This is a genomic window from Klebsiella huaxiensis, from assembly GCF_003261575.2.
GTDB lineage: Bacteria > Pseudomonadota > Gammaproteobacteria > Enterobacterales > Enterobacteriaceae > Klebsiella > Klebsiella huaxiensis.
This window is the reverse complement of sequence record NZ_CP036175.1, coordinates 2,057,862-2,074,693: the sequence shown is the minus strand read 5'-3', so window position 1 is coordinate 2,074,693 and position 16,832 is coordinate 2,057,862. Positions and strand designations below refer to the sequence as shown.

Genomic DNA, 16,832 nt, shown 5'->3' with positions numbered 1-16,832 from the left:
GTTAGCAACGACCGTACTGGTCTTTAATACGGATAATGTCGTCTTCGCCCAGATAGGAGCCAGACTGAATTTCCAGCACTTCCAGCGGGATACGTCCCGGGTTTTCCAGGCAGTGTTCGGCACCGATGGGAATAAAGGTCGACTGATTCTCCGTGAGCAGGAACTGCTTGCCGTTGACCGTTATCTGCCCCGTGCCCGCGAGGATCACCCAGTGCTCGGCGCGGTGGTGATGCATCTGCATGGAGAACGCGCCACCCGGCTTGACGGTAATGCGGTTAACGTTAAAGCGCGGCGTCTGCACCACCACGTCGCTACGTCCCCACGGGCGGTAGATTTCGCGGTGGCGTTTATATTCGCTGCGCTGGTTGCTTTTCAGGTACTCAACGACCTTTTTCACGTCCTGGGCGCGATTTTTGTTCATCACCAGCACCGCGTCCTTGGTGCTGACAATCACCAGATCCTCAACGCCAATCGCTGCCACCAGCTTTTCGTCACTGTTGATGTAGCAATTCTGGCTGTTGTGTACCCAGGCATCTCCCTTTAACACATTTCCCAGCTCATCCTTCGGGCTGACCTCCCACAGCGCTGACCAGGAGCCAACATCGCTCCAGTCCGCATCCAGCCCCACCACCACCGCATCGGCGGTTTTTTCCATCACCGCATAATCGACGGACTCATCCGGACAGGTACTGAACACATCATGCGGGATGCTGATAAAATCGCTGCCGCAGTCGGCAGCCCGGACGGCAGCCGTGCAGGCTTCAAGAATATCCGGGCGGAATTTCGCCAGCTCGGAGAGGTACTTTTTCGCCCGGAACATAAACATGCCGCTGTTCCAGTAGTATTCGCCGGAGGCCAGATAGGCCTGCGCACGTTCAAGGTCAGGTTTCTCCACAAAACGGGCGACCTGATAAGGCGTATGCTCTCCCTCACTCAGCGCATCACCGCGCTGAATATAGCCGTAGCCGGTTTCCGGTGTATTCGGCACGATACCAAAGGTGACCAGATGGTCGGCCTGGGCATACTGCTCCGCCACGCGGATGGCGTCGTGGAAGACCTGCTGATTATTAATGATATGGTCAGCTGCCAGCACCAGCATCAGCGGGTCATCGCCATTCTGCGTGGCCTGTAATGCCGCGAGCGCGATAGCCGGGGCGGTATTGCGGCCCACCGGCTCAAGGATGATATTTTTCGACAGCTTATTGAGCTGTCTCAGCTGTTCGGCCACCAGAAAACGGTGCTCTTCGTTGCAGATGACCATGGGCTCATGAATATCCAGCCCGGAGAGGCGCGAGATGGTTTCCTGCAACATGGAGTTCTGCCCGTACAGTCGCAGGAACTGTTTTGGGTAGAGCTCACGGGACATCGGCCACAGGCGGCTACCGGTGCCACCAGCCATAATCACAGGAAGTAACATGATAAAATCCTTAAATAAATAATCGTTTTGTTTACTATCAATTAACCGGAGACATCTGACTTCAGACTATATTTTGAGCACGCTACCGCCCTTGGCTATCGCAACCAAATCGCGTCAGGCTTTATCGCTATGCCCACAATTTCACGGTATAAGCCGCAGAAGCTGCGCCAACACCAGCTAAGCTAATCCTCAAGCCACATAAGAAGAGCGCTAACTAACTTGTCGCTAGCAAGCTCTGCCTGAGTGCTCAGTAAAACTAAAAACAGAGATATGCCAGTTGCCATATCTCTGTTTTCAAACTACAACCGCAAATTCAACCCGCCAAAAAACGATAGATACTCTCCCCGTTTATAGGCCGGACATCTATCAGGACTTTCTCATTTAGTAATAACAAGGTCCTGCCGCTACCAGCAGTTAAAGTGAATCGAGGCGACGTGATGTCAGTGTGGGAAGTACCCTGAGAAAAAATCTGAATGGTGGAATAAACCGCGGAGTTGCAACATAAGGCCAGGCCCCACTTTTGGCCAACAACATCTGACCAAAGCAGATCGACTATCTTTTTGGGTAAAACGCTCACGATATGTTCCAGAAGATGGGATAGATAGATCATACGCCAACAACACATACACCAAACAGATGAATTATCTGCGTAGTATAGCGCTGGTTAGTCAGAATAAAAATGGAAAAGCTTAATAATTAATTCACAAAAAGAATGAATGATCAAAGGCAATCAATTGAACCACACAAAACAATTACACAACTCGATTAAAAACAGGTGGTTACATAATGTAAAAAATTAAACAAATGGAATTCACGAATGATTCCTGCGGAAATACTCGGAGAATACATAATTTCTAACAATATAAAACCGCATCAGCTTAACGCTATTGATAGCGCATTCAATGTACAAACAAATCATTTCAAAGCATAAAAACCACAATGTTATTATTTGAATGCTAACCTCATTGCATGGTGATAATAATTATTATTTACCAATAACCACATGACTTTGAACCTTCAGGGGCCCTTCTAACTGGCCACATCTATAGCAACAACGTAGCCTGCACTGGGAAAGCGGGTGATCCATGCGGCAAGCCAGTGTAAAATCGATGATTATATTGAGCGGGGCACAGCAAACCCGGAGGATAAATATGAAGTTTTTAGTGACTGGAGCCGCAGGATTTATCGGTTTTCATGCGTGCAGGCGCCTTCTGGAGGCGGGTCATGAGGTTGTCGGTATCGACAATATGAACGACTACTACGACGTCAATCTTAAACAGTCTCGCCTGGACTTACTGCAATCTCCCCTGTTCAGTTTTCACAAAATTGATCTGGCCGATCGTGAAGGTATGGCTCAACTTTTCGCTAGTGAGAAGTTTAATCGAGTGATCCACCTCGCCGCACAGGCTGGCGTACGTTATTCCCTGGAAAACCCGTTCGCTTACGCTGATTCCAACCTGATTGGTTATCTGAACATACTGGAAGGTTGCCGACATAACAAAGTCGAACATCTGTTATATGCCTCATCCAGCTCTGTCTATGGTTTAAACCGCAAGATGCCATTCTCAACCGACGATTCGGTTGATCACCCGGTTTCACTGTATGCGGCCACCAAGAAAGCAAACGAACTGATGGCGCATACCTACTCCCACCTTTACGGGATCCCAACTACCGGACTGCGATTCTTTACCGTTTATGGCCCATGGGGTCGGCCGGACATGGCGCTGTTCAAGTTCACGAAGGCTATGCTGGAAGGGAAGAGTATTGATGTATACAACTATGGGAAAATGAAGCGCGACTTCACTTATATTGACGATATCGTCGAGGCGATAGTGCGCATGCAGGATATCATTCCGCAAGCCAACCCTGAGTGGACGGTTGAGACGGGCTCGCCAGCAGACAGCTCAGCCCCATATCGCCTTTATAACATCGGTAATAGTTCACCCGTTGAGCTAATGGATTACATCACTGCGCTGGAAGAGGCTTTAGGGATGAAGGCTGAGAAGAATATGATGCCGATTCAACCCGGAGATGTACTGGAAACCAGTGCCGACACCAAACCGCTGTATGATATGGTTGGATTCAGACCGCAGACAACGGTCAGGCAGGGAGTGAAGAATTTCGTTGATTGGTATAAGGCATATTACAAAGCGTAATATCCGGAGATAGCAAACGATAAGCCGCAGTGTCTACATTGCGGCTTTTTTACGCCGGGGGGAAACGTCATTCAAAGGCCTTGTTTAGTTAGCCTCACTGATCGGACTCGACTTATGTGCAATGTTCATAAAACCGACTAAATCTTGCCAAAGTCAACCAAGAATAAACTAATTGGAAATATTTTTTATCGTAACCCCATATTCCCCCTCTCTTCTGCCACCTCCCATGCAGCCTATAATCTCACAATATCTGTAAAAGACAGGTTTTTAATCCATAAAAAATAATGACTACGGGTTCAGGATTCAGTAAAAAATCATAGAAAAAGCGTTATATTCTTTCCTGATAAATACCACACACAACATATAGGAATTTTCTTAAACTTAGGTTATGTTAATCAAGCTAAAGCAAACTTTAGCAGATGAATCATAAGTGCTCAGGCAAATGGACTTATAACATTACTCCCAATCTGGTATGTATCATGGAAAATATTTTTTTCTTGGTCGTTGCTGCCATACTACTGATTGTTTCAGTTTTCTTTCTGATTTCTTATCTCAAAGATCAGAAAAAAACCAAACTAACATTTAACAAGCGCAAGTGGTGAAACGAAAAATTAATATAATTATAATGCTGGCATAGGAAATAATAATATAAGAATAAAACACTGCCAGCGGTGGGGAGCTGTACGGTCTTTATCAGCTGGCATTGGTAAATTAGTAGTGGTGATAACCTTAAGTTATTCAGCTATCGGAAATCGATATTATGCATTAAAACATCAATAATACATCTCTATACCCTAAATAATTCGAGTTGCAGGTAGGCGGCAAGAGAGTGAATCCCGATGAGCTTACTCTGGTAAGTGACTCGGGTGAACGAGCGCAGCCAACGCACATGCAACTTGAAGTATGACGGGTATATGACTACAGGTGCATTATAAGCCACTAATATTGCAGCTTCCCACAACGCCCCCTGCCCATCTACCGAGCAAACATTGACCAGGAGTGCATCGCACGATTGGGAGCTGCAGCTTCCAGAATCCTGGATTCAGAAATAACAAAAGCCTGCAAGCAGGCTCTGTTTTACCTTCCGGCGCTTATCTCCAGCATCTACATCTCAGTGACGGTAGCTCTTCACAAGGTAGATTTAACATATCCGACCTCAATGATTGGCACAAGATCATCGATTAAAGAATATAAGCGGGGTCACGTTTTTTGGTCTTTAGTCTGGGGTAAAAGTGGGACGATTCGCCAGGCGAATAACTGAACAGCTCAGGAGGGAGAAAGAACGGGTGAAAGGTTCTGACCGGCAGCGAAAACTACCGGTCAGAGGAGAGATTAGTCACTGCCAAACAAATCGCGGGTATAAACCTTCTCGGCTACATCCGATAATTCTTCAGCCATGCGGTTGGAAACAATAACATCAGCTTCTTGTTTGAAAGCATCAAAGTCACGCACGACACGAGAGTTAAAGAACTCATCTTCCTGCATCACTGGCTCATAAATGATGACCGGGATGCCTTTGGCCTTGATACGCTTCATGATGCCCTGAATCGATGAAGCGCGGAAGTTATCAGAGCCACTCTTCATAATCAGGCGGTAGATGCCAACAACTTTAGGCTTACGCGCAAGGATAGAATCAGCAATAAAATCTTTACGTGTGCGGTTAGCATCAACGATTGCGCCAATGATGTTATTCGGCACGGATTCGTAGTTTGCCAGCAGCTGCTTGGTATCCTTAGGCAGACAGTAGCCGCCGTAGCCAAACGAAGGATTGTTGTAGTGATTGCCGATACGCGGATCGAGGCAAACACCTTCAATAATCTGCTTGCTGTTCAGGCCCTGGCTCTCAGCATAGCTATCCAGCTCATTAAAGTAAGCCACGCGCAATGCAAGATAGGTGTTCGCAAATAACTTAATTGCTTCTGCTTCAGTAGAGTCGGTAAACAGCGTCGGGATATCCTGCTTAATCGCCCCTTCTTTCAGCAGGTTAGCAAAACGTTCTGCGCGTTCTGAACGCTCACCAATAACGATGCGGGATGGATGCAGGTTGTCGTATAACGCACGACCTTCACGCAGGAACTCTGGAGAGAAAATAACATTATCAATCCCCAGACGCTCTTTAATATCACGCGTAAAACCGACGGGAATTGTTGATTTAATAATCATTACCGCATTAGGATTAATTTCCGTGACATCACGAATAACGGCTTCAACGGTTGAGGTATTAAAGTAATTTGTTTTTGGATCGTAATCAGTCGGCGTGGCGATAATGACATAATCAGCATTACGATAGGCATCATGCTTGTCAGTTGTTGCACGAAAATTCAACGGTTTTGCCGCCAGATATTCCTGGATCTCCTTATCGACGATCGGGGAGACCTTTTGGTTAATCATATCAACTTTAGATTGAATGATATCCAGTGCAACCACCTCGTGGTTCTGCGCAATCAGGATGCCATTCGATAGACCAACATAACCGGTACCGGAAATTGTAATTTTCATTCGATCACACTTTAATCAGTTAACTGGACGGCGGCATATTAGCCACCCTGGTAATCAACACTTGTGGCGGTTTTACTCTCACGAGAGTGGGAAGTCAAGAAAGAGCCATAAGGTGAGCTATAACTCGAAAAACCTGTCCTTATGGCTTTAATCCAGAATAAGCTCTATTTAAGAAGATCTAATAATTCTTCTGTTCTAGCCTTCATTAAAGCATCATCTGCCTTAGACTCCACATTGAGACGTACCACTGGCTCCGTATTCGAGCTGCGCAGGTTAAAGCGCCATTCCGGGTATTCAATACTGATACCGTCGGTGGTGTCCACATTTGCCGCATCTGCCTCATAACGTTCGCGGATGCGCGCAATCGCCGCTGCCGCATTCTCCAGCTTGCGGTTAATTTCCCCGGAGGCCGGGAACGCCGCCTGCCTGTCCGCCACCAGCGCTTTCAGCGGGCTGTTTTTCAGACACAGCAGCTCCGCTACCAGCAACCACGGGATCATCCCGCTGTCACAGTAGGCGAAATCACGGAAGTAGTGATGCGCACTCATCTCACCACCGTAAATTGCATCTTCCTGACGCATACGCTCTTTAATGAACGCATGCCCGGTCTTCGACATCACCGGCCTGCCGCCGCTGCGGGTCACGATATCTACCGTGTTCCACGTCAGGCGCGGGTCATGGATAATTTTGGCCCCCGGCTGCTTTTGCAGGAAGGCCTCCGCCAGCAGGCCAACGATATAATACCCTTCGATAAATTCAGCATCATTATCAAACATAAAGCAGCGGTCAAAGTCACCGTCAAAGGCAATCCCCATATCCGCCCCGTGCTCACGTACCGCATCAGCGGTATCCTGGCGGCACTCCGGCAGCAGTGGATTAGGAATACCGTTCGGGAAATTGCCGTCCGGCTGGTGATGTACCTTAATAAAGGTCACCGGCACGCCAGCAGCAACGAAACGCTTTTCCACTTCATCAATCACATGACCGGCGGCACCGTTGCCGGAGTTCACCACCAGCTTCAGAGGGCGGGTGAAGTTTGCCAGGTTCACGTAGCCCATCAGGTGGTCCACATACGCCTGAATAATGGAAATCTGGCGCAGGGTACCGCGACGGGATGCGTCCACCGGAGGAAACTGATTCTCTTCCGCCAGACGCTGGATATCGCGCAGGCCGGTATCGCCGCTGATGGGCTTCGCGTTTTCACGCACCAGCTTCATGCCGTTGTAGTTCATCGGATTATGGCTGGCCGTCACTTCAATGCCGCCGTCCACGCCCAGATGGAACGTGGCGAAGTAAATCTCCTCGGTGCCGCTCATACCGATATCCAGCACGTCGGTACCCGCATCCATCAGGCCGTTGGCCAGCGCCAGCTTCAGGGACTCGCTGGTCAGACGGACATCGCCGCCCACCACGATTTGTTTTGGCTTCAGGAACTCACCATAGGCGCGCCCGATGCGGTAGGCGATATCTTCGTTTAATTCTTCACCCAGTTTGCCGCGAATATCATAGGCTTTAAAACAGTTAAGCTGTGTCATTCTGAGTCAATGTCCTGCAAAAGTTAGCAACGACCGTACTGGTCTTTAATACGGATAATGTCGTCTTCGCCCAGATAGGAGCCAGACTGAATTTCCAGCACTTCCAGCGGGATACGTCCCGGGTTTTCCAGGCAGTGTTCGGCACCGATGGGAATAAAGGTCGACTGATTCTCCGTGAGCAGGAACTGCTTGCCGTTGACCGTTATCTGCCCCGTGCCCGCGAGGATCACCCAGTGCTCGGCGCGGTGGTGATGCATCTGCATGGAGAACGCGCCACCCGGCTTGACGGTAATGCGGTTAACGTTAAAGCGCGGCGTCTGCACCACCACGTCGCTACGTCCCCACGGGCGGTAGATTTCGCGGTGGCGTTTATATTCGCTGCGCTGGTTGCTTTTCAGGTACTCAACGACCTTTTTCACGTCCTGGGCACGATTTTTATTCATCACCAGCACCGCGTCCTTGGTGCTGACAATCACCAGGTCCTCAACGCCAATCGCTGCCACCAGCTTTTCGTCACTGTTGATGTAGCAGTTCTGGCTGTTGTGTACCCAGGCATCTCCCTTTAACACATTTCCCAGCTCATCCTTCGGGCTGACCTCCCACAGCGCTGACCAGGAGCCAACATCGCTCCAGTCCGCATCCAGCCCCACCACCACCGCATCGGCGGTTTTTTCCATCACCGCATAGTCGACGGACTCATCCGGACAGGTACTGAACACATCATGCGGGATGCTGATAAAATCGCTGCCGCAGTCGGCAGCCCGGACGGCAGCCGTGCAGGCTTCCAGAATATCCGGGCGGAATTTCGCCAGCTCGGAGAGGTACTTTTTCGCCCGGAACATAAACATGCCGCTGTTCCAGTAGTATTCGCCGGAGGCCAGATAGGCCTGCGCACGCTCAAGGTCAGGTTTCTCCACAAAACGGGCGACCTGATAAGGCGTGTGCTCTCCCTCACTCAGCGCATCACCGCGCTGAATATAGCCGTAGCCGGTTTCCGGTGTATTCGGCACGATACCAAAGGTGACCAGATGGTCGGCCTGGGCATACTGCTCCGCCACGCGGATGGCGTCGTGGAAGACCTGCTGATTATTAATGATATGGTCAGCTGCCAGCACCAGCATCAGCGGGTCATCGCCATTCTGCGTGGCCTGTAATGCCGCGAGCGCGATAGCCGGGGCGGTATTGCGGCCCACCGGCTCAAGGATGATATTTTTCGACAGCTTATTGAGCTGTCTCAGCTGTTCGGCCACCAGAAAACGGTGCTCTTCGTTGCAGATGACCATGGGCTCATGAATATCCAGCCCGGAGAGGCGCGAGATGGTTTCCTGCAACATGGAGTTCTGCCCGTACAGTCGCAGGAACTGTTTTGGGTAGAGCTCACGGGACATCGGCCACAGACGGCTACCCGTGCCACCAGCCATAATCACAGGAAGCAACATAATAAAATCCTTAATAAAATGAAGTAATAAAAATGACGTTATAGAAGTAATGACTTCTTCTTTTGTAAGTTTAAACATTCAAACTTGCAAAAAAAGAAGACATGATATTTTGAAGGAGATAAATAAATTATTATATTTACAATTATAAACTTATATCTTGATTTAATATTCTATTTCTAATTATAAAAAACCTGGCTTTCACCAGGTTTTTTATTGCAGTATATTAATTAATTCATCCACTCGGTATGGAATACACCGTCTTTGTCGGTACGCTTATAAGTATGAGCACCGAAGTAGTCACGCTGTGCCTGAATCAAGTTGGCAGGAAGAACTGCAGAACGATAGCTATCGTAGTAAGCAATGGCCGCAGAGAAGGTTGGAACCGGAATGCCATTCTGCACTGCATAGGCAACGACGTCGCGCAACGCTTGCTGGTAGTCATCAGCAATTTGCTTGAAGTATGGAGCAAGCAGCAGGTTGGCGATGCCAGGATTCTGCTCGTAGGCATCAGTTATCTTCTGCAGGAACTGGGCGCGAATGATGCAACCAGCACGGAAGATTTTAGCGATCTCACCGTAGTTCAGATCCCAGTTGTATTCATCAGATGCCGCACGCAGCTGGGAGAACCCCTGAGCATAAGAAACTAGCTTACCCAGATACAGAGCACGACGTACTTTCTCAATAAACTCTACTTTATCACCAGCAGTTTTTGCTTGCGGTCCAGTAAGAACTTTTGACGCTGCAATACGCTGCTCTTTCAGAGAGGAGATATAGCGAGCAAATACGGATTCGGTAATAAGAGATAATGGTTCACCCAGGTCCAGAGAACTCTGGCTGGTCCATTTACCAGTGCCTTTGTTGGCTGCTTCATCCAGAATCACATCAACCAGGTATTTACCCTCTTCATCCTTTTTGGTGAAGATGTCCTTGGTGATGTCTATCAGATAGCTGCTCAGCTCACCCTCATTCCATTCAGTAAAGGTCTGAGCCAGCTCTTCGTTAGAAAGAACCAGACCACCTTTCAGTAAAGCATAGGCTTCAGCAATCAATTGCATGTCACCGTATTCAATACCGTTGTGGACCATTTTTACATAATGACCAGCACCATCCGCACCAATATAGGTTACACACGGCTCACCATCTTCTGCGACGGCAGCAATCTGCTTAAGAATTGGAGCAACCAGTTCATAAGCTTCTTTCTGCCCACCAGGCATGATCGATGGGCCCTTCAGTGCGCCTTCTTCACCACCGGATACGCCAGTACCAATAAAGTTGAAGCCATCAGCAGAAAGTTCACGATTACGACGAATAGTGTCCTGGAAGAAGGTATTGCCACCATCAATGATGATGTCACCCTTGTCCAGGTAAGGCTTCAGAGAGTCGATGGCACTGTCAGTGCCTGCGCCCGCCTTCACCATTAACAGGATACGGCGCGGAGTTTCGAGTGATTCAACAAACTCTTGCACAGTATAGTGTGGGACCAGTTTCTTACCAGGGTTCTCGGCAATCACTTCTTCGGTCTTTTCACGGGAGCGGTTGAAAACGGAGACGGTATAACCACGGCTCTCGATGTTGAGCGCAAGGTTGCGCCCCATCACTGCCATACCGACAACCCCGATCTGTTGCTTGGACATTACATACTCCTGTCAGGTGTGGTCACTGCGACATGTTCGCAGCTTAAATGTGATGATTATGTTAGCGCAAAGATAGTTTTGCGCAAAGTAATTAATAGTTGAGAGTTACAGAAGAGCATGCTGCTGTATTTTTATATAACCTCACCAAAAAGGGTGAATAAGAAGTCTAAAATTATAAATGCAAAACATTGCAAATATAAACAACATTGTTAATGGAAACCACTTATAGATATAAGTAAGAAAAGAAACTTTAATTACTCGCTCTATGAAAAAAGGGTATACTAAAAAACTTATCAATATTTGGGAGATAGAAAGATTTAAAGAGACATACCACAACTGGGGACAGAAATATATTGTTGAAGTTGTTAATGTTACGACTATCGTTGCAACCACATTCCATCTAAATTCGACATTAGTTCTACCATTTGCTTGAGCAATAGCCCCTGTTAAGCCCCCCATTGGTCTTAGCAAGGCAAACACCAGCATATATGGCAAAATATTGACTATTTCAATTCTGTTGATACCATATAGAATCGCTACAATAACCGGAGAGAAAACAGCGATCCCAAGAAAAGTAATCATACTAAAAATGATAATTACCGATGTCCCTCTCAAGAAAACATTGCCAAGATCTTTCGTTTTAGATTGAACCTCAGCAAATCGGGGTAACGCCAGTCTATTAATTACAGGTGATATAAGTTTTAGTGGCTGCATGACTAAATCCTTAGCTAAGGAATACAACCCTAATGCCTCCCCCCCTAGAACCTTACCTATAATAATAACATCCAACTGGGTTCTTAGCTGGTTTAAAACTTGAGAGCCCAGCTGAAATATTCCGTATTTAAAAATATCCTTGCAGATACTTGAGTTAAACTCAAGTGATGGATTCCAACGTTTATCCCCGAAGAAGGCCATCATAAAAAGCCTTAGTACAGCATTCAGAATCAATCCTAAAATAACAGCCGACGTGCGTAATTCAGTAAAATATATAGTATAGACTACAAAACAGAAAGATATAAATTTTGCGATCATCTCAATCTTCGCTAATAAAATCATTTTCTTTGATTTTATATAATGAGACTGATACTGAGATAAGGCACCAAGGAAAATAAAATTTAGACTAGCCAGCATTATCAATAGATTAAGTTCATTGAGATGATAAAATTTTGAAACAGGCCATGAAAGTAAACAAACGATTATCCCCGCGATTAAGCTGAGTAATAAATTGATCCAAAAAATTGTACTTTGGTCTCTTTTTAATAGCTCTTGTTTGTGAACAATATAGCTACTCATCCCCATATCTTGTAGTATCATAGCAATCATTAAAACCGTATTAACAATTGCCAGGACACCAAGTTCTCGCAAATCAAGATTTCTCGCTAAAATACTTATCTGTACTATTTGTAGTACAGCGGTAAAGAAATTAGATGCTAAAAGCCATGCAGCCTGGCTTCGCAGATTACTCATTATAACCGCTCCAACAATGAAGACATCTTATTATATTCTGTCTCTTCATTAAATTCATTAACAATGACCATTCTTGCATTTCTTTCAATCTGAACAACTTCAAATTCTTGATTAATTATTTTAACTAAAACATCAGTAATTGATTGAGCATCTCTTTCAGGGCATAACCAACCAGTAACTTCATTTTCAATGAGTTCGGGTATACCACTATGATAAGTAGATACCACTGGTAAGCCAGACGCCATTGCCTCCATTAATGCTACTGGAATCCCTTCCATATCGCCATTTTGTGCGGTAACAGATGGCAATAGAAAAACATGACTATCGTTAAGCATTTCTCTAACAACTGATTGAGGTTGAAAACCAAGAATGCTCACGCTATCCTGTAAATCTAGCTTATTAATTAATAATGACAACTGTTCATGTAGCTCACCATAGCCAATTATCTGATACGAAAATTTATACCCTAACTTTTTCAAATTAGCACATGCGACGATTGCATACTCCAACCCTTTTTTTTCTATTAGCCTACAGACAGATATTATTTTTATTGGTTCTGCACTAAAGGATCTTTCATTATATTCGAAATGTTTAACTTTAATTCCCATTCTTATAATATGTATCTTATCAGGGGGGCATTGCATTTCAATTAATTTATCTTTCCACTTTTCACTAATTGGAAGGAATAAATCTCCCGACAGGAACAAATCTTTATATGCAAAATTATATTTTTTTAACAATGTTTCAGCTGAAAGATCATATCCATGAAATACAGTAACTAATTGACCAGAAATAACTCCAACATCTCTTAGATAATTAGCAAGTGCACCACTATGACCGAAATGAGCAACAATAACATCAGAAGACATTCTATTTTTCAACTTTGAGACGATAGAAGGTAATAGAAGTGAACAAACAAAGAAACCATATTTTTTGAAATTAAATGATTTCAAATTAAATTTAAAAACATTACTAAGAATAAGCCTCGCACGTGAATAAAAAGTTAAGCTCCTCTTGTTATATTCATTCTCAAAAATATAATTAACTCTCCTTGAAAGGTCAAATTTGTAATAATCTTCATGTACATTTTTCATGTCCCCTGGATATAATGATAAAACTTTTACATCATGCCCCAGACTTATAAAATAATTAATTTGGTTTAAAACAAAAGTCTCAGATGCTAAAGGGAATTTTAAACAAAAGAACAATATTTTCATTTTTCACCTATTGATTTCAAAACTTGCGCAACCATAGTATGTCCTAGTTCTCGGGTCGCAGTTAGATTTAAATATAGCTTTTGATTTATTTCTTCATAATTAGATATTAAGAAATCAATTTTTTTAATAATATTGCTATTAATTAAATCATCAACACTAGCAGAAAGCTCATTCATATTGAGCCCCTGCATAACACCTAAAGACTTATGCTCATAATTTATTGCGATTGCTGGGGTTCCAAAGTTTATAGAAATAATTGCCGAATGTAATCTTGTACCAATAGTGAATGAGCATTTGTTCAGCAATGCACCTAATTGCAAATCATTAATTTCATCCATTACAACATGAAACGATTCATTATTAACTAATTTTTGAATAGAAAGAGCGACCATGCGATCATCATTATGATAACTTTCAATCCCAGTGCAAGTTGAAAACGCTATCACCTGATACCCTTTACTGATAAGGTAATTAATCATTCTGACTATCGCTATTTCATATTCTTTTTGGGTTACACCTAAACGCCGATCAAAAGGAGCCAGTTTACGAACGGTTATAGCAACAGTTTTTTTCTTGTCAATTAACTGAAGCCAATGAGAAATAATGTAATCGCTGATAATTATATCAGTTTGAACCAGAAATGCTGTATCAACTCCCATTGTGACATTAGACATGTCAAAATTATCTTTTAACATAAGATTTCTGCTCACGTCTTCACGCAATATCACTTGTTTTGATTTTGAAAAGGCGTAATGAGCAATTTTATTAAACGAATTGATTTCAAAAGGACCAACACTATGTCCAATCAAATAAATAGGCTTATTAGCAATTGCAGAGCATAAAATATGCTCAAATTGTCCTGAACCATACAAATCAACGAAAAAAGATCCTCCGACCTGTATTATTGCATCGTAGTCCTTAAGACTATTTACAAAATCACTAATATGCTTTGGCAAAGGATAATAGCGCAAGAATCCATTTTTTTTAGCATGTGATACCAACACAAATGGCATTATTTTATTTATTATTTTGTTTTTAAGTTTAGATATTAAACCATTTTTTTTGCTAATTCTTGAAGAGTACAAATCATCTTGAATCATAGATTCACCTAATAAATACTCTGAACTTACAGCATATCGACTTAAAATATCCAAATCAACAGTAGAATCATTTAATCTTAGGCTATCCAATAACCCTCGTAAAATAGCTCCATCTCCGCGGTTCCCACAGGTATGGTTACCAACAAGCAAAATTCTCATGTTACCTCTCACTATATATTATTTAATTTAAATAAGTATAACAAAAATTAATCGTTATAAATTGATGAGTATAATTTTTTGACACATAACGTCATTTTTTCTGCAGAAAACTTCTCATGATATGTTTCATAAGCATTAGTGGACATGTCTTTTAATTTATCCTTTCCCTCAGCTGTACTGAGTCTTAGTAACAGATTTACGACATCCTCACGTTGCTCCATATCAACCAGAAAACCATTAACATGATCATCAATTATTTCAGGGAACGAAGAGCATGAACTTGCAATTACAGGCAATTTACAACTGAATGCCTCCAGAGGAACCATAGCTAAGCCTTCCCATCGAGATGGGATAAGTAATACATCTGAACTTCTATAATATTTATAAATTTCTTGTTTTGGCAACCAACCTAAAAATTTCGCATTCTCAGAGGCTATTGAATAACTTTCATTTTCTGATACAAAATCGCCTATAATAGTGAATGAGATTCCTTTATTTGGAGCTGATAACTTAATTATGTCTAGTAATATATCAAAACCTTTTTGGAAATCAAAACGACCAACATATAAAACATTTAATTCCGAACATCCAGGTCTTTCTATTAATGACTTTGATGGTTCAGACACACCGTTATAAATAGTTTTAAGCTTATCCTTATTCAAGCCAACTTCGATTGCTTTATCCCTTTCATAGTTACTAACACAAATAATTGCATTGGTTTTTATAGAAAGAATTTGTTCAACCACAGCATATATTTTAACTTTTGCTCTATTTTTTTTCATCATAAATGAAAATGCATGGGGGCAATAGATAACTTTAACTTTAACAAATGGGAATAGCAAAAGTACAAAGCGACAGACAAAGCCTGCGAATGTACTGTGCAAATGTATTATATCTGGTTTCTCACGTACTAGTATCGACACAAATTTTAAGAAAAAGCGAAAAAGAGAAATAATGTTTCTCCCTGTACGCTTGAACGTATATAATAAATCATCATCAGCTATTAGTTCCTCCCTTTGTGAATCTGGGATTAAGCATGTAACTTTCTTTATGTCTGTATCAGTACTTTGTTCGCGTAAAAGTTCGTTAATTACAGATGCAACCCCCCCTTTTATTACCTCAGCAACATGAAATATGATCATTCGAATCACCTAGTTCATTAATTAGATTATTAATTTTTATAGCCGAATTTTTCCAAGAAAATCTCATTACATTGCAAAAACCCAAATTCCGTATTTTTTCCTGGAGTCTATCATCAGAATCTATAGCTACTAATGCTTTTTTAATATCTTCCTTCGATGATGGGTTAAAATATAATACACTTTCAGCAAGTATTTCTGTCATAGATGCCGCACTTGATGATATGACTGGACAGCCACAAGCCTGTGCTTCTAGAGGAGGAATACCAAAACCTTCATACAACGAAGGAAAAACGAAGAACTTTGCATGTTTATAAAGTGAAATCAATTCATCATCGTTAACCCTCCCCAAGAATTCAACTCGTTCATTTTCATGATAATTATAGTTAACATTGTTGAAACTTGAACTGCGACTTCCGATAATTTTAAGTTTTACATCTATATTTAATTCAAGAAAAGCTTCTATAAGTCCGTGGAAGTTTTTATGATAATTCGGTGATGATACAGCCAATGCAAAATCACCTCTATCATCACTCCGATAATCAACATCGTCTCTCTGAGTAAGAAATTGTTTGCCTACAGCATTATAGATCACGTCAATTTTTTCAGCAGAAATAGAATAATGATTCGATATTTCATTTTTTGAAAAATTGCTAACGGTGATGATTTTTTTTGAATTATTTAAAATTTTTGGGATCAGATATTTATAGAGCAATCGAAATTTAAATGAAAAACTACGTGGAAATCTTACATAGGTTATATCATGGTGAGTTGATATTTGATTTTTATAAAAAGCTGGGGCCGTACTACATAAATTTATTAGTAATCGTCTTTTTTTATTTTTTAAAAACATTGGCAACGTGATTTGTTCCCAAAAATGACCAAGACCTCCTTTTACAACTTCAATTCTAAAATCATCTATATCATACACTGTGTTCAATTTTTCGTCCGGCACTAAAAATACGACATCGTGTCGCAAACATATCAGTTCCTTTGATATTTCATATGCAAACCTTTGAACTCCTGTCAATGATTGAGTTAAATATCGTCCATTAATATAAATCATAGAA

Annotated in this window: 12 protein-coding genes; 2 read left to right on the top strand and 10 right to left on the bottom strand. The window is 42.8% G+C overall.

Annotated elements, in window-relative coordinates; genetic code table 11:
* Nucleotide 1: 1 nt before the first annotated feature.
* Complete coding sequence (locus DA718_RS09825; protein WP_130624358.1) at nt 2-1,417, bottom strand: mannose-1-phosphate guanylyltransferase/mannose-6-phosphate isomerase; 1,416 nt, start codon at nt 1,415-1,417, stop codon at nt 2-4.
* A 1,151-nt stretch (nt 1,418-2,568) separates the two neighbouring features.
* Between DA718_RS09825 and DA718_RS09815 the strand changes: the two genes are divergently transcribed.
* Together DA718_RS09815 and DA718_RS30265 are read left to right on the top strand one after the other, a co-directional pair.
* Complete coding sequence (locus DA718_RS09815; RefSeq protein WP_112217417.1) at nt 2,569-3,573, top strand: NAD-dependent epimerase; 1,005 nt, start codon at nt 2,569-2,571, stop codon at nt 3,571-3,573.
* 479 nt (nt 3,574-4,052) lie between these two features.
* Nucleotides 4,053-4,175 (top strand): small membrane protein, encoded by a 123-nt coding sequence (locus tag DA718_RS30265; RefSeq protein ID WP_142512903.1) that lies wholly within the window; start codon nt 4,053-4,055, stop codon nt 4,173-4,175.
* A 730-nt stretch (nt 4,176-4,905) separates the two neighbouring features.
* Here DA718_RS30265 and ugd read toward each other — a convergent pair.
* The 9 genes from ugd to DA718_RS09770 form a co-directional block, all read right to left on the bottom strand.
* Nucleotides 4,906-6,072 carry a UDP-glucose 6-dehydrogenase gene (gene ugd / locus DA718_RS09810; protein WP_112217418.1) on the bottom strand — a complete coding sequence of 389 codons (1,167 nt, stop codon included), beginning with the start codon at nt 6,070-6,072 and terminating at the stop codon, nt 4,906-4,908.
* A gap of 164 nt (nt 6,073-6,236) precedes the next feature.
* Nucleotides 6,237-7,607, bottom strand: a complete 1,371-nt coding sequence (gene rfbK, locus DA718_RS09805) for an O9 family phosphomannomutase RfbK (RefSeq protein WP_130624359.1) — start codon at nt 7,605-7,607, stop codon at nt 6,237-6,239.
* Between the two features lie 23 nt (nt 7,608-7,630).
* Nucleotides 7,631-9,046, bottom strand: a complete 1,416-nt coding sequence (locus DA718_RS09800) for a mannose-1-phosphate guanylyltransferase/mannose-6-phosphate isomerase (RefSeq protein WP_130624358.1) — start codon at nt 9,044-9,046, stop codon at nt 7,631-7,633.
* A gap of 227 nt (nt 9,047-9,273) precedes the next feature.
* Nucleotides 9,274-10,680, bottom strand: coding sequence for an NADP-dependent phosphogluconate dehydrogenase (gndA, locus tag DA718_RS09795; RefSeq protein ID WP_112213204.1), 1,407 nt, complete (start codon nt 10,678-10,680; stop codon nt 9,274-9,276).
* Nucleotides 10,681-10,821: 141 nt separating this feature from the next.
* The gene (locus tag DA718_RS09790) at nt 10,822-12,147 is read right to left on the bottom strand and encodes an oligosaccharide flippase family protein (protein ID WP_112213203.1); all 1,326 of its coding nucleotides are present in this window, start codon (nt 12,145-12,147) and stop codon (nt 10,822-10,824) included.
* Nucleotides 12,147-13,364: a glycosyltransferase gene (locus DA718_RS09785; RefSeq protein ID WP_112213202.1), complete on the bottom strand. Its 1,218-nt coding sequence runs from the start codon at nt 13,362-13,364 to the stop codon at nt 12,147-12,149. The genes DA718_RS09790 and DA718_RS09785 overlap by 1 nt, the downstream gene beginning before the upstream one ends.
* Nucleotides 13,361-14,623 (bottom strand): colanic acid biosynthesis pyruvyl transferase WcaK, encoded by a 1,263-nt coding sequence (gene wcaK / locus DA718_RS09780; RefSeq protein ID WP_112213201.1) that lies wholly within the window; start codon nt 14,621-14,623, stop codon nt 13,361-13,363. Before wcaK ends, DA718_RS09785 begins: the two co-directional genes overlap by 4 nt.
* 47 nt (nt 14,624-14,670) lie before the next feature.
* Entirely contained in the window at nt 14,671-15,765 is a 1,095-nt protein-coding gene (locus DA718_RS09775; RefSeq protein WP_112213200.1) for a glycosyltransferase, read from the bottom strand.
* A complete protein-coding gene (locus DA718_RS09770) occupies nt 15,743-16,828 on the bottom strand; it encodes a glycosyltransferase family 4 protein (protein WP_112213199.1) in 1,086 nt (361 codons plus the stop codon). Before DA718_RS09770 ends, DA718_RS09775 begins: the two co-directional genes overlap by 23 nt.
* Nucleotides 16,829-16,832: the final 4 nt, after the last annotated feature.